The sequence below is a fragment of the Streptomyces sp. NPDC111802 genome, from assembly GCF_055634335.1.
Genome location: NZ_JBVKCZ010000024.1, coordinates 1 through 15,545, shown reverse-complemented (window position 1 = coordinate 15,545; position 15,545 = coordinate 1). Strand labels below are relative to the sequence as shown.

15 protein-coding genes are annotated in these 15,545 nt (G+C 71.9%); 8 read left to right on the top strand and 7 right to left on the bottom strand.

Translation table 11 applies throughout. The features are described 5' to 3' along the window. Positions 1–5 precede the first annotated feature (5 nt). Both efeB and efeO read right to left on the bottom strand, forming a co-directional pair. Positions 6–1,265 (bottom strand): iron uptake transporter deferrochelatase/peroxidase subunit, encoded by a 1,260-nt coding sequence (efeB, locus tag ACZ7NC_RS25475; RefSeq protein ID WP_471491525.1) that lies wholly within the window; start codon positions 1,263–1,265, stop codon positions 6–8. An 8-nt stretch (positions 1,266–1,273) separates the two neighbouring features. After that, positions 1,274–2,431: an iron uptake system protein EfeO gene (gene efeO, locus ACZ7NC_RS25470; protein ID WP_471491523.1), complete on the bottom strand. Its 1,158-nt coding sequence runs from the start codon at positions 2,429–2,431 to the stop codon at positions 1,274–1,276. Between the two features lie 425 nt (positions 2,432–2,856). On the opposite strand from efeO, the gene ACZ7NC_RS25465 reads away from it, so the two are divergent. The 3 genes from ACZ7NC_RS25465 to ACZ7NC_RS25455 all read left to right on the top strand — a co-directional run bounded on the left by ACZ7NC_RS25465 (position 2,857) and on the right by ACZ7NC_RS25455 (position 4,598). After that, complete coding sequence (locus ACZ7NC_RS25465) at positions 2,857–3,069, top strand: hypothetical protein (RefSeq protein WP_471491522.1); 213 nt, start codon at positions 2,857–2,859, stop codon at positions 3,067–3,069. A gap of 15 nt (positions 3,070–3,084) precedes the next feature. After that, the gene (locus ACZ7NC_RS25460) at positions 3,085–3,729 is read left to right on the top strand and encodes a PhzF family phenazine biosynthesis protein (protein ID WP_471491520.1); all 645 of its coding nucleotides are present in this window, start codon (positions 3,085–3,087) and stop codon (positions 3,727–3,729) included. 77 nt (positions 3,730–3,806) lie between these two features. Beyond that, positions 3,807–4,598, top strand: a complete 792-nt coding sequence (locus ACZ7NC_RS25455) for a hypothetical protein (protein ID WP_471491518.1) — start codon at positions 3,807–3,809, stop codon at positions 4,596–4,598. A gap of 12 nt (positions 4,599–4,610) precedes the next feature. Here ACZ7NC_RS25455 and ACZ7NC_RS25450 read toward each other — a convergent pair whose 3' ends face one another. Then, on the bottom strand, positions 4,611–5,258 hold the full coding sequence (locus ACZ7NC_RS25450; RefSeq protein ID WP_471491516.1) for a biliverdin-producing heme oxygenase: 648 nt from the start codon (positions 5,256–5,258) through the stop codon (positions 4,611–4,613). Positions 5,259–5,364: 106 nt separating this feature from the next. Beyond that, the gene (map, locus tag ACZ7NC_RS25445; RefSeq protein ID WP_471491515.1) at positions 5,365–6,222 is read right to left on the bottom strand and encodes a type I methionyl aminopeptidase; all 858 of its coding nucleotides are present in this window, start codon (positions 6,220–6,222) and stop codon (positions 5,365–5,367) included. Positions 6,223–6,291: 69 nt separating this feature from the next. Between map and ACZ7NC_RS25440 the strand changes: the two genes are divergently transcribed. Further along, entirely contained in the window at positions 6,292–6,522 is a 231-nt protein-coding gene (locus tag ACZ7NC_RS25440; RefSeq protein WP_471491513.1) for a hypothetical protein, read from the top strand. A gap of 10 nt (positions 6,523–6,532) precedes the next feature. Here ACZ7NC_RS25440 and ACZ7NC_RS25435 read toward each other — a convergent pair whose 3' ends face one another. Beyond that, a complete protein-coding gene (locus ACZ7NC_RS25435; protein ID WP_471491511.1) occupies positions 6,533–7,867 on the bottom strand; it encodes an MFS transporter in 1,335 nt (444 codons plus the stop codon). A gap of 270 nt (positions 7,868–8,137) precedes the next feature. Beyond that, positions 8,138–8,746 carry a hypothetical protein gene (locus tag ACZ7NC_RS25430; protein ID WP_471491510.1) on the bottom strand — a complete coding sequence of 203 codons (609 nt, stop codon included), beginning with the start codon at positions 8,744–8,746 and terminating at the stop codon, positions 8,138–8,140. Between the two features lie 106 nt (positions 8,747–8,852). Between ACZ7NC_RS25430 and ACZ7NC_RS25425 the strand changes: the two genes are divergently transcribed. The 3 genes from ACZ7NC_RS25425 to ACZ7NC_RS25415 are packed head-to-tail and all read left to right on the top strand — an operon-like array spanning position 8,853 to position 10,928. Then, the gene (locus ACZ7NC_RS25425; RefSeq protein ID WP_471491509.1) at positions 8,853–9,926 is read left to right on the top strand and encodes a sialidase family protein; all 1,074 of its coding nucleotides are present in this window, start codon (positions 8,853–8,855) and stop codon (positions 9,924–9,926) included. Between the two features lie 37 nt (positions 9,927–9,963). Next, on the top strand, positions 9,964–10,689 hold the full coding sequence (gene npdG, locus ACZ7NC_RS25420; protein WP_471491507.1) for an NADPH-dependent F420 reductase: 726 nt from the start codon (positions 9,964–9,966) through the stop codon (positions 10,687–10,689). Between the two features lie 53 nt (positions 10,690–10,742). Further along, the gene (locus ACZ7NC_RS25415; RefSeq protein WP_471491506.1) at positions 10,743–10,928 is read left to right on the top strand and encodes a hypothetical protein; all 186 of its coding nucleotides are present in this window, start codon (positions 10,743–10,745) and stop codon (positions 10,926–10,928) included. Positions 10,929–10,934: 6 nt separating this feature from the next. Here the strand turns inward: ACZ7NC_RS25415 and ACZ7NC_RS25410 are convergent, their stop codons facing one another. Continuing rightward, the gene (locus tag ACZ7NC_RS25410; RefSeq protein WP_471491504.1) at positions 10,935–11,735 is read right to left on the bottom strand and encodes a site-2 protease family protein; all 801 of its coding nucleotides are present in this window, start codon (positions 11,733–11,735) and stop codon (positions 10,935–10,937) included. Between the two features lie 181 nt (positions 11,736–11,916). On the opposite strand from ACZ7NC_RS25410, the gene ACZ7NC_RS25405 reads away from it, so the two are divergent. Next, entirely contained in the window at positions 11,917–15,441 is a 3,525-nt protein-coding gene (locus tag ACZ7NC_RS25405) for an AfsR/SARP family transcriptional regulator (protein WP_471491503.1), read from the top strand. Positions 15,442–15,545 lie beyond the last annotated feature (104 nt).

The following is a 15,545-nucleotide window of genomic DNA, read 5'->3' as shown; positions in this document are numbered from 1 at the left end:
GGCCCTCACGCCTCCTTGGAGAACAGCGTGCTGCCCCACCAGTCGTCCTTGTCGCGGACGCCGGGCGGGACGGCGAACAGCGCCGAACCCACGTGCTGGATGTACTCGTTGAGCGAGTCGAGGGCCAGATTGCGCTGGATCCGGATGAACCCGGTGCGCGGGTCGCGCTGGTAGGCGAGGAAGAACAGGCCCGCGTCCAGGCGGCCCAGGCCGTCGGTGCCGTCGGTGAAGGAGTAGCCGCGGCGCAGGATCGTCGCCCCGTCGTTGGAGTGCGGGTGCGCGAGCTTGACGTGCGCGTCGGGCTTCATCGCCTTCAGGAACGGCTCGTCACGCTCCTTGGCCTTGCCGACCGGGGCGCCCTCGCCCTTGTCGCGGCCGATGATGTCCTCCTGCTCCTGGAGGGAGGTGCGGTCCCAGGTCTCGATGTGCATGCGGATCCGCCGGGCGACGAGGTAGGACCCGCCGGCCATCCACTCCGGGCCGTCCTTCTCGCCCACCCACACGAACTTCTTCAGACGGTCCGTCTCGGTGCCCGCGATGTTGCGGGTGCCGTCCTTGAAGCCCATGAGGTTGCGCGGGGTCTGCTCATCGGGGGTGGTGGAGGAGGTCTTGCCGAAGCCGAGCTGGGACCAGCGGATGACGACCTTGCCGAAGCCGATGCGGGCCAGGTTGCGGATCGCGTGCACGGCGACCTGCGGGTCGTCGGCGCAGGCCTGGATGCACAGGTCGCCGCCGCTGCGGTTCTTGTCCAGGTTGTCGCCCGCGAACTTCGGCAGCTCGGTGAGGGCCTCCGGATGGGCGTCCGCGATACCGAACGCCTCACCGTACTTCTCGAAGAGGGACGGCCCGAAGCCGATCGTCAGCGTCAGCCGTGACGGCTTCAGCCCGAGCGCCTCACCGGTGTCGTCCGGCGGCGCCTCGGCCAGCCCGCCGTACGCGCCCTCGCCGACCGCCTGTCCGGAGGTCATCCGGCGTGCCGCCGCCGTCCAGTCCTTCAGCATCTGCACGAACTCGGCGCGGTCGTCGGTCGTCACGTCGAACGCAGCGAAGTGCAGCCGGTCCTGCACCGGGGTGGCGATGCCCGCCTGGCGGGCGCCGTGGAAGTCGATCGCGGCGCCCGTCTCGGCGGCCGGAGCCACGTCCTCGCCGGTGCGGGTCATGGCCACTGTGCCGCCGGCCGCGACAGCACCGAGCGCGAGCCCGGCACCGCCCCATCCGATCAGCGCACGCCGGGTGGGAGTCGCGGCGTCGGTCGATTCCGTCATGACAGTCCCTACTTTGCGGCGACGGCGGCGGCGAGCTTGGACAGCGGCTCCGCGAGCGCGTTGACACCGTCCGAGAGCTCCTTGCGGTCGGCCTTGCCGACCTTGTCGTACGAGGTGAAGTCGTACGACGACTTGTCCGTGCGGTACTTGTCGAGCAGCGTGTTCAGCGCGCCGAACTGCTTGTCGAGCTCGGTGACCAGCGCCGGGTCGTTCTCCTGGGCGACGGCCTTCAGCAGCTCGTACGCCTTCTGCGCGCCCTCGACATTGGCCTTGAAGTCGACCAGGTCGGTGTGCGAGTAGCGCTCCTCCTCGCCGGTGACCTTGCCGGTGGCGACCTCGTCGAGGAGTTCCTTGGCGCCGTTGGCCATGGAGGTCGGGGTGATCTCTGCCTTGCCGACCCGGTTCTGCCAGTCCTTCAGGTCCGTGATCAGCTGGTCGGCGAGCTCCTTCTCACGGTCGCCGATCTTCTTGTCCTGCCACAGGGACTTCTCCAGCCGGTGCCAGCCGGTCCAGTCCGTGGCCGGGTCCTGGCCGTCCTCCAGGCCGTCCTCGCGGACGTCGACCTTGGGGTCGATGTCGCCGAAGGACTCGGCGACCGGCTCGGTGCGCTCCCAGCCGATGCGGGAGGTGGCGTAGGCCTTCTTCGCGGCCTCGATGTCCCCGTCCTTGACCGCCTTGGCGAAGGCCTCGGAGAGCGGCAGGGTCTCGTCGGCCTGCTCCTGGGCGTACTTGCGGTAGGCGGCGACGGCCTCGTCGAGACGCGGGTCGCGCTTGGCGGCCGTGCCCTTGCCGGTGGCCTTCACGGTCTGCCGGATGCCGTCGCCCTTCATTCCGGGCTTGCAGGCGATGGTGTAGTCGCCCGCCTTCACCTCGGCGGTGACGGTCTGCTTGGTGCCGGGGCCTATGTTCTCGCGCTCGGTGACGATGCGGTCGTCCGGGAAGAGGATGTAGACCTCGGTGACCTTGGAGCCCTTGTTCTCGATGGCGAGTTCGACGTGCCCGGCGGGGAACTCCTTCTTCGACACCTCGCACTTGTCGTCCGTCGCGGTCACGCTGACGACCCGGTCGTCCCCTGCCGAACTGCCCTTCTCAGTGCAGCCCGTGACGGCGGTCAGCGCCGCCACGGCGGCGATGGCGGTGGTGACGGGGAGTCTGGCGGTGCGCATGAAGGCTCCAGGTGGTGGCCGGAAAGTGTGCGTGACGAGCCTCACAAAGCAAGGTGAGGCTCGCCTAACGCAGATAAGGATTACCTAAGTGGCCAAAATCCACCCCATAGAGAAGTCAAAGAATGGTCAAAGGTTCCGCCCCGGTGGCGACCAGGGGGGCGAGATCGCTCACCTCGGCGGGGGAGGCGGCCTGCGGCGCCGGGCCGGTCGGCCGGTGAGGGCTGCTGCCCGGACCTGCGTCTGTATCGCCCCGCTTCGGGACGGGCGCCGGGAGTCGGCCCGCCGGACCGGCTTCCCGCCGGGCATCTGGACCGGAGGCGGCCGGCACGGAGTTCTCCCCCTGCGTCCGCTCTCGCCACCGGACGCCGGGCGGTGGCGGCGCCGCGGCGCGGGAGCGGACGCCGGAGTGTGTGGAGCTGAGCCAGGTGCCTGACGAGGCGGACTGGCGGCGGACGGCCGACGAGGTGACCGAGGGGCGCGAGCGCCGCATGCGGCAGCCGGCGGCACGCGCCGCGACGCCCCGGCCGCCGGGGGCGTGCGCCGACACGATCGCCTCGTTGCTCTACGGTGTGCCCCCCACCCGCTTCGAGCCCTCCCTGGCGGAGTCGCCTCCTGGGACGGCCTCGCCGTCCGGCTGATGCTTCAATTCCCAAGTGACTGACTACGACGTCCTCCGGGTGTTCTGCGGGCCGACCGGTGGATACGGCAACGAGCTCGGCGTCGTCCGCGACGGATCCGTGATCCCGGACGCCGGGGAGCGGCAGGCGTTCGCGGCGAAGCTCGGTTTCAGCGAGACCGTGTTCGTGGACGACCCCGAGCGCGGGGTCATCGACATCTACACGCCCTCCCTGCGTCTGCCCTTCGCCGGTTACCCCTGCGTCGGCACGGCCTGGCTGCTCGACGTGCCCGAACTGGTCACGCCCGCCGGTGTGGTGGGCGCCCGGATCGACGGGGAGTTCTGCTGGATCGAGGCGCGGCCGGAGTGGGCGCTGCCGCGCACGCTGCGGCAGTACGGGAGCGCCGGCGAGGTCGACGGCCTGCCGGTGCCTTCGCCCGGGGAGTGGATCTACGCCTGGGCCTGGGAGGACGAGGCCGCCGGACGGGTCCGGGCCCGAGGGTTTCCCGGCCGGGGCGACGGGGTCGAGGAGGACGAGGCGACCGGTGCCGCGGCCATCCAGCTCACCCACCAGCTGGGCCGGGCGCTCAACATCACGCAGGGCGCGGGCTCACAGCTGCTGACGGCTCCTCAGCCCGGTGACTGGGTCGAGCTCGGCGGCCGGGTGGTCCTGGAGCGCTGACATCTGGTGCGGTCCGGGCGATGCCGTCACACTGGGCCCGTCGGCCGGCGGGCACAGGGGGGCAACCGGTGTGGACCGTGATCGTTCTGGTGCTGCTGGTGGTTGTGGTGGTCGGCCTCGTCCGGCTTCTGCTGTATCCGTGCGCACCGGGCAGAATGCGGTACGCCTTCGGTCGCGGCGCCGAGGAACGCGAGGCACGGCGGGCTCTGTCCGAGGCCCGCGGTGAACGGCGGACCGCGCACGAGCGGGCCCGTCAGAGCGTGACGGACGCGGAACGCCGCTGGTCGGACAGGATCGGCCCGTACCGGCAACGCGTACAGGAGTTACGGGCGGCGCGGGCGGCGCTGCCGAAACCCGGGCAGGGTCAAGCGGTGCGCCCCGAGCGGTGGTTGTGGCCGCTGGAACTGCACGAGCACGTCCTGCTGTTCATGAGGAACGAGGCGTCCGGGAGCGAGGGCGTCACCCGGGCATCGGTCGAGGAGAGGCTGCCGCTGGCCGGTATCGCCGTCGAGCTCGGTCACACGCGCGACAACGTCCATGTACGGGTGACGCGCGCCGACGGCACCTCCCGCAGTGAGCACTACCCGCGGGACCGGGAGGTCGCCGTGTACGACCTGGTCGAGGACATCCGCAACCAGGTGCTGCGGCACAAGGAGTTCCTGCGTCGGCAGGAGGCTCAGGAAGCCGAGCTCGTCGCGGAGATCACGCGCGCCGAAGCCGAACTGGCGCAGGCCCGGGAGGCGGGCCGGCCGGAGCTCGACAAGGTCAGGGAAGACGCCCGTACCCGGCGGGCCCGGGCCGATGCCGTGCTGCGTGCCGCGTGCGACAGCTGGAAGGCGGACGCCGGTGGTCTGCGGCCCCGGCGGTGAGGGCGGCGGCGCTCATGCCGACAGCGGGAACTCCTCGCCCAGCGCCCGGAACACCGCGGTGTTCAGCGCGAACGCCCGCTTGCACTCGGCCACGATCCGCTGCTTCTCCAGATCGTCCGCACGGACCGCGTCCAGCAGCTCGCGGTAACTCCGCTTGAAGGCCGCCGGGTTGGAGATCTCCTCGAAGACATAGAACCGGACGCCATCACCCTTGCGTGCGAAACCCCAGGTCTTCTCCGCCTTGTCGCGGATGATCTGGCCGCCGGAGAGGTCGCCGAGGTACCGGGTGTAGTGGTGGGCGACATAGCCGGCCGGCCAGTCGTCGGCGCACTCCCGCACCCGGTCCGCGTAGGCCCGGGTGGCCGGCAGGGGGGAAATGAGCGAGTGCCAATCGGGGCCTCGCAGATGTGCCAGGTCGCGTTCCAGCGACGCCAGCCGGAACAGCTCCGGGCGGATGAACGGACCGGCCACCGGGTCCGACGCCAGCCGCTCGGCACCGGCCTCCAGTGCCTCGTACACGAACCACAGTTGCTCGGTGTACCGGGCGTACGCGTCCACGCCCAGCCTGCCGCCGAGCATGTCGCTCATGAACGTCGAGGTCTCCGCCTCCACGTGCTGTTCATGGGACGCGGTGCGGATGAGTGTCGAGAAGGGCTCCATGGGGCACATCCTCTGAAGTAAGGCTTACCTAAGTCAATAGGTTGCCGACACCCTGTCGGTAAAAGGGTACAAGAGAAAGCCCGCCCTGGCAGGGCGGGCTCGTTGATCAGGGCAGCGTGAGGATCTCCGTCCCCGTCTCCGTCACCACCAGCGTGTGCTCGAACTGAGCCGTGCGCCTGCGGTCCTTCGTGACGACCGTCCAGCCGTCGTCCCACATGTCGTACTCGTGGGTGCCCAGCGTCAGCATCGGCTCGATCGTGAAGGTCATGCCGGGCTGGATCATCGTCGTCGCGTGCGGGCTGTCGTAGTGCGGGATGATCAGGCCCGAGTGGAAGGAGGAGTTGATGCCGTGGCCGGTGAAGTCACGGACCACGCCGTAGCCGAAGCGCTTGGCGTACGACTCGATGACGCGGCCGATGACGTTGATCTGGCGGCCCGGCTTGACCGCCTTGATCGCCCGGTTCAGGGACTCCCGGGTGCGCTCCACCAGCAGGCGGCTCTCCTCGTCCACGTCGCCCACCAGGTACGTGGCGTTGTTGTCGCCGTGCACCCCGCCGATGTACGCCGTCACGTCGAGGTTGACGATGTCGCCGTCGCGCAGGACCGTCGAGTCCGGGATGCCGTGGCAGATGACCTCGTTGACGCTGGTGCACAGGGACTTCGGGAAGCCGCGGTAGCCGAGCGTCGAGGGATAGGCGCCGTGGTCGCACATGTACTCGTGCGCCACCCTGTCCAGCTCGTCCGTCGTCACGCCGGGGGCGATCAGCTTCGCCGCCTCGGCCATCGCCCGCGCGGCGATCCGTCCGGCGACCCGCATCGCCTCGATGGTCTCCGGGGTCTGCACCTCGGGGCCGGTGTACGGGGTCGGCGCGGGCTTGCCGACGTATTCGGGCCGACGGATGTTTCCGGGTACGGAACGGGTGGGAGACAGGTCCCCTGGTACGAGCAGCGACTGGCCAGACATGCCAGCGAGTCTAAGACAGCCGCCATGGGGGACCATGACCGTGGCGATCTCAGGCGAAAGGAGCGGGTCATGGCCCTGTTCAAGAAGCGCACGGTCGGCAAGCCCGGCGAGTGGTACTACTGCCTCGTCCACAAGAAGGTCGAGGAGGGCCCGGAGTGCCCGGCCAAGGACCGCTTCGGACCGTACGCCAGCCGTCAGGAGGCCCAGCAGGCGATGGACCTGGCCCGGGAGCGCAACCTGGAGTGGGAGAACGACCCCAGGTGGCACGACGCCCCGACGGGCCCGAGGGAAGAGGACTGACCCCGACCGGTCAGCCCTTCGCCGGCGCCTGCGCCGGTGCGGCTGCTGCCGCCGACCGCTGCTCCCGCAGCCGTACCGCGTGCTCGTTCGTGCGCGCGTCGTACGTCATCAGCTTCGGCAGACACAGCGCCAGCAGCCCCACCGCGCCGACACACAGCAGCCCGCCCAACCAGACGGCCGTCCGCACGCCCCGCCAGGCCGCCACACCGCCCATGTAGGTCTGGCCCAGCTGCGGGCCCACGGAGTACGACAGCAGCTCGATCCCGGCGAGCCGGCCGCGCAGCTCGTCCGGGATCGTCTGGTTCCACATCACCCCGCGGAAGACGCCGCTGACCATGTCGGCGGCGCCGCCGAGGATCAGGAACAGCAGCACCAGCCATACGTTGCGGGACATGCCGGCGGCTGTGATGGCCACGCCCCACAGGGCGGCCGACAGCACGACCGCCCGCCCGTGCCGGTGCACCCGCGAGGTCCAGCCGCTGGTCAGGCTCACCAGCATCGCGCCGGCCGGGACGGCGGCGTACATCAGCCCGAGCGACCAGGGCGCGTTCAACTCGTCCGCGAGGAAGGGCAGTACCGCCAGCGGCAGCGCGAAGAGCATCGCCGCGATGTCGATGACGTACGTGCCGAGCAGCTCCTTGCGGCTCCAGGCGTAGCGGGCGCCCTCGGCGACGGCCTTCAGGGTCGGCTTCGCGGCCTGGTAGGAGGCCGGGGAGGAGGCGAGGCCGACGACGAACCCGACCGAGACGACGAAGGTCACCAGATCCACGCCGTACGCCCAGCCGAGCCCCGCGTACGCGACGACCACACCGGCCAGGGCGGGGCCCGCGACACCGCCGACCTGCCAGCGCAGGGCGTTGAGCGAGGCCGCGGCCGGGAGGTGGTCGTGGGCGACGATACGGGGCAACAGGGCGTCCAGGGCCGGGCGTTGCACCGAGACCAGCGCGGAGGACAGGGCCGCGACGACGTACAGCGGCCAGCAGGCGGGGCTCGGCAGCAGTGCGTTGACCAGCAGCGCCGCGCTCAGCAGCGCCTGCCCCACCTCCGTCCACACGATCAGCTTCCGCTTGTCGAGCGCGTCGGCGAGCGCGCCGCCGTACAGCCCGAACACGATCAACGGCACCAGCTCCACCGCCCCGATCGCGCCGACCGCGGCTGCGGACCCGGTGAGCTCCTTGATCTGCACGGGCAGCGCGACGAAGGTCAGGAAGCTGCCGAAGTAGGAGACCAGCCCCGCCAGCCACAGCCGCCGGAAGTCGGCGGAGGCCCGCCAGGGGGTGAGGTCGGGGAGTACGGAGCGCAGGCGGGAGCGAGGTGGGGTGGGGGTGGGGGAGTCGTCGGTCACGAGGGGTCATGGTCGGGTGGGTGGGTGCCGGAGGCAAACGGTTTTGCGACGAGGCGCCGGTCATGGAGTTTCGCCCCCGCCGCCCCTACCCGACCCGTCCTCCAGGGGCGCTGCCCCTTCGACCCCGGTCCCTGGGGGCCTGCGGCCCCCAGACCCCCGCTTCGGCCCTGAACGGGCCTCGTCCTCAAACGCCGGACGGGCTGAGATTGCCTGGGCCGGCGCCGAGAGGCACCGTCGGCGTGTAGGAGGAACCCCAGCGGGCTCCGCAGCTCACCAGCGCGCAGGCGGCGGTGCCGTCAAGGACTCCGCCAGTCGTGCCAGTCGGTCCCTGAAGCGGCGGCGCCCCCTCGGAGAGGGCACCGCGTTCTCGCCGGCCGCCGCGCTCACCAGGTGCTGGACGGTGTCCAGGTCCAGTTCCGCGCCCTCCGGCACGACCAGTCTCTCGTGGGCCATCGTCGTCAGCTCGCCCTCGCCGGTGCCGAGCGCCAGTACCGTCGCGCCGGCCCGCCGGGCGTCGTGCACCCGTTCGAGGAGCGGCGCCCCCGGCCCTGACGCCCCCGGCGACACCACCAGCAGCGTCTCCCCGCGGCGCGCCGCCGCCAACCGCCCGAGCCCGACGGCCAGATGCGCCGGATCCGAGGCGCGCGCGTCGTGCCGTACAAGCGTCGGGGCCAGCTCCGGCGTGCCCGACCACGCGGCCTCGTCCACCAGATGCGCCGCCAGATGCCACGGCTCGTACTCCCGCGTGCCCACCAGCAGCAGCCCGCCCCCGTGCGCCACCGCCGACGCCCGCAGCGCCCCCGCGAACCGCCGGGTGACCCCCAACCACTCGGTCCCGGCGAGCACTTCGCGCAGCAACGCGACCCGTACGGCATCCATGCGACCGCATCCTGCCGTAGCCGACCACTCGTGACCGGGAGTTCACCGAGAATTCGCCCGGCATGGGGAAGCAGAGGGCCCGGCGGCCATGGTGAGGAGTCCGACGATGACCGAGACCACTGTTCCGTTCCGTGCGGGCCGGGAGGGGTATGCCTCCTTCCGTATCCCGGCCGTCGTCGTCAGTGGTGAGGGCACGGTGCTCGCCTTCTGCGAGGGCCGGGTCGACTCCGCCAGCGACCACGGCCACATCGACATCGTGCTGAGGCGGTCGACGGACGGCGGCCGCACCTGGGGCCCCCTCAGAGTGGTCGCCGACAACAACTGGCACCTCGCCGGCAACCCCGCCCCCGTCGTCCTCGACACCGGCCGGATCCTGCTCGTCTACATCCGCAACCACGCCACCGCCACCGAGGCCGACATCCTGCGCGGCGAGGTGAGCGACGCCGACGGCCGCCGGATCTGGGTGCGCCACAGCGACGACGACGGCGTCACCTGGTCGAGCTCGAAGGAGATCACCGCGCAGGTGAAGAAGCCGGCGTGGCGGTGGTACGCCACCACGCCCGGCCACGCCATCCAGCTGAGCACCGGCCGGGTCGTCGTCCCCGCCAACCACACCATCCCGCCCACCGACGACGACATCGGCACGGAGGCCCGGTACAACAGCGGCCACTGCCTGCTCAGCGACGACCGCGGTGACACCTGGCGGATCGGCTACATCGACGAGAACACCGACGGCTACATCAACGTCAACGAGACCACCGCCGCCGAACTCCCCGACGGCCGCGTCTACTTCAACACCCGCAACGACTCCCCGTCCCCCGGTAACCGCGCCGACGCCTACTCCGCCGACGGCGGTGCGACGCTGGTGAAACCCTTCCGTCCGCAGGCCGGTCTCACCGCGCCCATCTGCGAGGGCAGTGTGCTCCAGCTCCGCGACCCCGACGTCCTGCTCTTCTCCGGCCCCGCCGACCCCGCCGCCCGCGCCCTGATGACCATCCGCGCCTCCACCGACCACGGCGTCACCTGGCGGTCCGCCTACACGGCGGACGGGCTGCCCGCCGCGTACTCGGATCTCGTCCGGATCGACGACGACACGGTCGGACTCCTCTACGAGACGGGCGACTTCGGGCCGTACGAGAGCATCACCTTCCGGCGGGTGCCCGTGAGCCGCCTCACCTGAGCCATCGGGGCGGACGAGGCGGACGTAAAGTCGGCCCATGACCTCTACCGACAGTGCACAGCAGCCCACCGACGCCCCCGCGAAGGCCCCGGCCAAGGACCCCTGGGACCTCCCGGACGTCTCCGGGCTCGTCGTCGGCGTGCTCGGCGGGACCGGGCCGCAGGGCAAGGGCCTGGCCTACCGGCTCGCCCGGGCCGGCCAGAAGGTGATCATCGGCTCGCGGGCCGCCGAGCGCGCCCAGGCCGCCGCCGAGGAGCTCGGGCACGGCGTCGAGGGCGCCGACAACGCCGAGTGCGCGCGGCGCAGCGACATCGTGATCGTCGCCGTGCCGTGGGAGGGCCACGGCAAGACGCTGGAGTCGCTGCGCGAGGAACTGGCCGGGAAGCTGGTCGTCGACTGCGTCAACCCGCTCGGCTTCGACAAGAAGGGCGCCTTCGCGCTGAAGCCGGCGGAGGGCAGCGCGGCCGAGCAGGCGGCCGCCCTGCTGCCGGACTCGCGGGTGACGGCGGCCTTCCACCATCTGTCGGCGGTCCTGCTCCAGGACCCGGAGATCGAGGAGGTCGACACGGACGTCATGGTGCTGGGCGAAGAGCGCGCCGATGTGGAGATCGTCCAGGCGCTGGCGGGCCGTATCCCGGGCATGCGCGGCATCTTCTCGGGACGGCTGCGCAACGCCCACCAGGTGGAGTCGCTGGTCGCGAACCTGATCTCGGTGAACCGCCGCTACAAGGCGCACGCGGGGCTCCGCGTCACGGACGTATGAGGGGATGGGGGACACTGGTCGGGTAGCAGTGTCCCCCGAAGGAGCCGAGTGAAATGCCCCGCCTTGGTGTCTATGCCCTGATCGTCTGTGTGCTCGCCGTGGCCGCGGCCGTGGTCTCCTTCGCGCAGGGCAGCTGGCTCGGGATCGTGTGGGTGCTGCTGGCGGGGCTGTCGTCGAACATGACCTGGTACTACCTCAAGCGGGCCAGGCACGCCCGGCGGGACTCCGTGACCGGCTGATCGACGTCACGAGCCGATCGTGCAGAGCTCGTTCTGGTCCTGCCAGAAGCGGAACATGTCGAAACCGCAGTATGTGTCGAAGTCGCTGATGCCCAGCCCGCGCAGCATCGCGTCGATCACGTCGAAGAACGCGCTGTTGATCGACGGCACCCACAGCAGCGCGAACACGAACAGCAGCCCGAACGGGGCGAACGGCTCCACCTGGCGCTTGATGTCGTGCGACAGCCAGGGCTCGATCACGCCGTAGCCGTCCAGGCCCGGGACCGGCAGGAAGTTCAGGATCGCGGCCGTGACCTGGAGCAGGGCGAGGAAGGCGAGCGCGAAGCGGAAGTCGCGCGGGACGCCGTCCAGCGCGTCCAGCCAGAACGGGGCCGTGCACACGACGGCGAAGAGCACATTGGTCAGCGGTCCGGCGGCCGAGATCAGACTGTGCCGCCAGCGGCCCCGGATCCGCCCGCGCTCGATGAAGACGGCGCCACCCGGCAGACCGATACCGCCCATGATCACGAAGATGACCGGGAGCACGATGCTGAGCAGGGCGTGCGTGTACTTCAGCGGGTTGAGCGTGAGATAGCCCTTCGCGCCGACCGAGATGTCGCCGCTGTGCAGGGCGGTACGCGCGTGTGCGTACTCGTGCAGACACAGGGACACGATCCAGGCGGCCGTCACGAACAGGAACACGGCCAGCCCCGGCTGCTCGGCGAACCCGGTCCAGGTGGCCCAGCCCGTCACCGCGGTGACGGCCAGGATCCCGACGAAGACGGGGCTGATCCGCCGCTCGCTGCGGCGGGTGAGGGCGGTGGTCATGGGGCTCCCTGAGCTCTTGTGCACGCGCGGGACCGCGTGGGGACCTGCCCGACCGTACCGGGCGTACGGGGAAAACGTCTCGCGGTGGGGCGGTGGTTCCGTGGAGGGTGGGGGCACGCACACTGCCGCCGCCGCGCCCCGCCGCCCAACCCTGTGACCGTCGCCCACCCCACCAGAGACAATGGATCCCGTGCGCTATCGCATCCTCGGCACCACCCAGGTACTTCGCCCCGACGGCCGCCCCGTTCCGGTCGGCGGGGCGCGGCTTCGCGCTCTGCTGGCCGTGCTGGCGCTGCGGGCCGGCCGGACCGTCCCCGTGGGGCTGCTGGTCGACGAGGTGTGGGGCGGGGAGCCGCCCGCCGACGCGACGGGCGCGCTGCAGGCGCTCGTGGGGCGGCTGCGGCGGGCCCTCGGGGCGGACGCGATCGTCTCGGCGGAGGGCGGATACCGGCTCGCCGCCACGCCCGACGACATCGACCTGCACCGGTTCGAGCGGCTCGTCGGCGAGGGCACGCGCGCGTTGGCCGACGGCGACCCCGCCAAGGCGGCCGGCATCCTGGACGACGCCCTCGCCCTGTGGCACGGCCCCGCCCTCGCCGACCTGCCCGATCACACCGCCGAGGCGGCCCGTCAGCAGACCCGCCGGCTCGACGCCCTGCGCACCCGGCACGCCGCCGCCCTCGCCCTCGGCCACGCCGAACAGTCCCTGCCCGAGCTGACCGGCCTGTGCGACACGCACCCGCTGGACGAACCCCTCCAGGCCCTGCGCCTGCGCGCCCTGCGCGACGCGGGCCGCACCGCGGAGGCCCTGGCCGCCTACGAAGATGTACGACGACTCCTGGCGGACCGGCTCGGCTCGGACCCGGGACCGGAGCTGCGGTCGCTGCACGGGGAGTTGCTGCGGCCGACGGAGGACGGGCCCGGGGACGGCTCGGGCCGGCCCATGGGATCCGGCCGCGAGGCCGGAGCGTACGGTGCCGGGGCCGCCGGTGGCGCGGTGCGCCGTACGGCATTCGGGGCTGGCGGCACAGGCGCGGCCCGCGCCACGACCGCCGCCGACGGGCCCGGTGTTCCCGATGCGCCGGCCGTCGGCATCGTCCGCGTCATGACCGCTCCCGCCGACGCGCACACCCCGAACGCCCCGACCGCCCCCTCAGACGCGCGTGCCCCAGACGCCCGTGCCGCGACCGTGGCGCCGGGGAACCTGCGCGCCCGCCTCACCTCGTTCGTCGGCCGCGAAGGCGACATCGATGCCATCCGGGGCGACCTGACCACCGCCCGGCTCGTCACCCTGCTCGGCCCCGGTGGGGCCGGCAAGACGCGGCTGTCGCAGGAGGCCGCCGAGACCGTGGGGGACGGTGCGCCGGACGGGGTGTGGCTGGCCGAGCTCGCGCCGGTCGACGACCCCGGGGCCGTACCGGAGGCCGTGCTCACCGCCGTCGGCGCCCGTGAGACCGTGCTGTACGGCGCAGGCGCCGAGGCCATGCGGGCGGGGAACGAGCGGTACGACGACCCCGTCGAGCGGCTCGCCGAGCACTGCGGCAAGCGCCGCATGCTGCTGATCCTCGACAACTGCGAGCATGTCGTCGAGGCCGCCGCCCGGCTCGTGGAGGAGCTGCTGGAGCGCTGCCCCGGACTGACGGTGCTGGCCACCAGCCGTGAACCGCTCGGCGTACCGGGGGAGTTGCTGCGGCCGGTGGACCCGCTGCCCCAGCCGGTCGCGCTGCGGCTGCTCGCCGACCGGGGAGCGGCGGCGCGGCCGGGGTTCCGGATCGGGGCCGACGAGGAGACCGCCGCGGCGTGCGCGGAGATCTGCCGGCGGCTCGACGGCCTGCCCCTCGCCATCGAGCTCGCCGCCGCCCGGCTGCGCATGCTGACTCCACGCCAGATCGCCGACCGGCTCGACGACCGCTTCCGGCTGCTCACCTCCGGCAGCCGTACCGTCCTGCCCCGCCAGCAGACCCTCCGCGCGGTCGTCGACTGGTCCTGGGAGCTGCTGGACGAGGGCGAACGGGAGGTGCTGCGGCGGCTGTCCGTCTTCGCCGGCGGATGCGACCTCGCCGCCGCCGAGGCCGTGTGCGGGCCGGTCGCCCTGGAGGCGCTGGGCTCGCTCGTCGACAAGTCCCTCGTGGTGGCGGCCCCTTCGGGCGACGGCGAGATGCGCTACCGGCTGCTGGAGACGGTCGCCGAGTACGCGGGCGAGCGGCTCGACGAGACCGGTCGGCGGGCGGAGGCCGGTCGCGCGCATCTGACGTACTACCGCGAACTCGCCCGCACCACCGACCCGTTGCTGCGCGGCCCCGGCCAGCTCGCCGCCGTCGAGCGGCTGGAGCGCGAGTCCGAGAACCTGCGCACCGCCCTGCGGTTCGCCGTCGCCGGCCGCGAGGAGCAGGAGGCGATGTGCCTGCTCCTGTCGCTTGCCTGGTACTGGCAGATGCGCGACCTGCGCATAGAGGCCCGCAACTGGTCCCGCGAGGTCATGGCCCTGGGCCCGGACCCGTTCCCCGACCAACCCCGCCCCGCCGCACCCGTCTACGAGCGCTGCACCGACAACCCGCCCCCCTGGACCGGAGAGGTCCTCGAAGAGGCCCGGCGTGGTACCCACCTGGTCCATCTGGCGTGCATGGACACCGAGTTGGACGCCTGGCAGACCCCCGAGGCGCAGACGAAGCTGCGGTCCATCGCCGCCACCTACCGGCCGGGCATGCCGCAGACCTGCCGTGTCCCCGGCATGCTCTGGTTCTTCGCCGTCATGCTCTCCGGCGACGTGGAGCGGCTGCGGACGGTCGTCGACGCCACCGTCCGTACCTCCCGCGAGACGCCCGGCTACGACTGGGAGCTGGCCTCCAGCCTCCAGTGGCGGGCCAATCTGTACGCCAACCGCAGCGACTGGGCGGGCGACGCGACCCGGGACGCCGAGGAGTCGCTGGAGATCTACCGGCGCCTCGGCGATCTGTGGGGCACCGCCGAGGCCTTCTCCGCGCGGGCCGAGTCCCATGAGCGCAAGGGCCGCTTCGACCTGGCCGGCGCCGACTACCGGGCGGCGATCGAGATCGCCGAGCGGCTCGGCGCCCGCGCGCAGGGCGAGGTGCTCAAGGCCCGGCTCGGCAGTGCGCTGCTGGAGTCGGGAGAGTCCGAGCGCGGCGAACGGATGCTGCGCGAGGTGATCGCGGGACAGGAGGGCGCGAGCAACGAGGCGATGCCCTTCGCGCGGCTGGCCCTCGCCGGGTGGCTCTCCCTGGCCGGCCGCACCGCCGAGGCACGCGAGCAGATCCAGCTGCTGCGCGAGCAGTTCAAGATCGCCCACTTCATCATCTTCGACGCCTTCATCCTCGGCGGAGAGGCCTTCGTGGAGGCGGCCGACGGCCGTTACGAGGCCTGTCTGGCCAAGGTCCGCCTGGCCCTGGAGCGGGCCGAGGACCCCCTGTCGCAGACCATCGCCCCGCACATGCGCGCGATGTACCTGCACCTCGCCGCGGTCGCCCTGGCCGGTGTCGACGGCGGGAGCCGCGCCGGTGACGGGGCCCGCTGCCTCGCCGCAGGCGACGCGCTGCTGCCGGACAGCCATGCCCCGACGACCGTGGAACGCGCGACGCACGCCAGGGCCACGAAGACGCTGCGCGAGCTGCTCGGTGACGAGGCCTTCGAGGCGGCGTACGCGCAGGGCGGCGGGCTCTCCCCCCGAGAGGCCGCCGCCCTCGTCTGACGCGCGCTAAGAGGGCGTTTAGGAACGTCTTGTGTGCATAAGTCGCTTGTGTGGCCTGATCGGTTCGAGTAGTTACACTCGATCAATACCTATTTGCGCCTCCC

Bases quoted from the DNA above. Each gene is read 5' to 3' on its own strand.
- efeB (WP_471491525.1), bottom strand. From the start codon at position 1,265: ATGACGGAATCGACCGACGCCGCGACTCCCACCCGGCGTGCGCTGATC.
- efeO (WP_471491523.1), bottom strand. From the start codon at position 2,431: ATGCGCACCGCCAGACTCCCCGTCACCACCGCCATCGCCGCCGTGGCG.
- ACZ7NC_RS25450 (WP_471491516.1), bottom strand. From the start codon at position 5,258: ATGGAGCCCTTCTCGACACTCATCCGCACCGCGTCCCATGAACAGCAC.
- map (WP_471491515.1), bottom strand. From the start codon at position 6,222: ATGTCTGGCCAGTCGCTGCTCGTACCAGGGGACCTGTCTCCCACCCGT.
- ACZ7NC_RS25440 (WP_471491513.1), top strand. From the start codon at position 6,292: ATGGCCCTGTTCAAGAAGCGCACGGTCGGCAAGCCCGGCGAGTGGTAC.
- ACZ7NC_RS25430 (WP_471491510.1), bottom strand. From the start codon at position 8,746: ATGGATGCCGTACGGGTCGCGTTGCTGCGCGAAGTGCTCGCCGGGACC.
- ACZ7NC_RS25425 (WP_471491509.1), top strand. From the start codon at position 8,853: ATGACCGAGACCACTGTTCCGTTCCGTGCGGGCCGGGAGGGGTATGCC.
- npdG (WP_471491507.1), top strand. From the start codon at position 9,964: ATGACCTCTACCGACAGTGCACAGCAGCCCACCGACGCCCCCGCGAAG.
- ACZ7NC_RS25415 (WP_471491506.1), top strand. From the start codon at position 10,743: ATGCCCCGCCTTGGTGTCTATGCCCTGATCGTCTGTGTGCTCGCCGTG.
- ACZ7NC_RS25410 (WP_471491504.1), bottom strand. From the start codon at position 11,735: ATGACCACCGCCCTCACCCGCCGCAGCGAGCGGCGGATCAGCCCCGTC.
- ACZ7NC_RS25405 (WP_471491503.1), top strand. From the start codon at position 11,917: ATGGATCCCGTGCGCTATCGCATCCTCGGCACCACCCAGGTACTTCGC.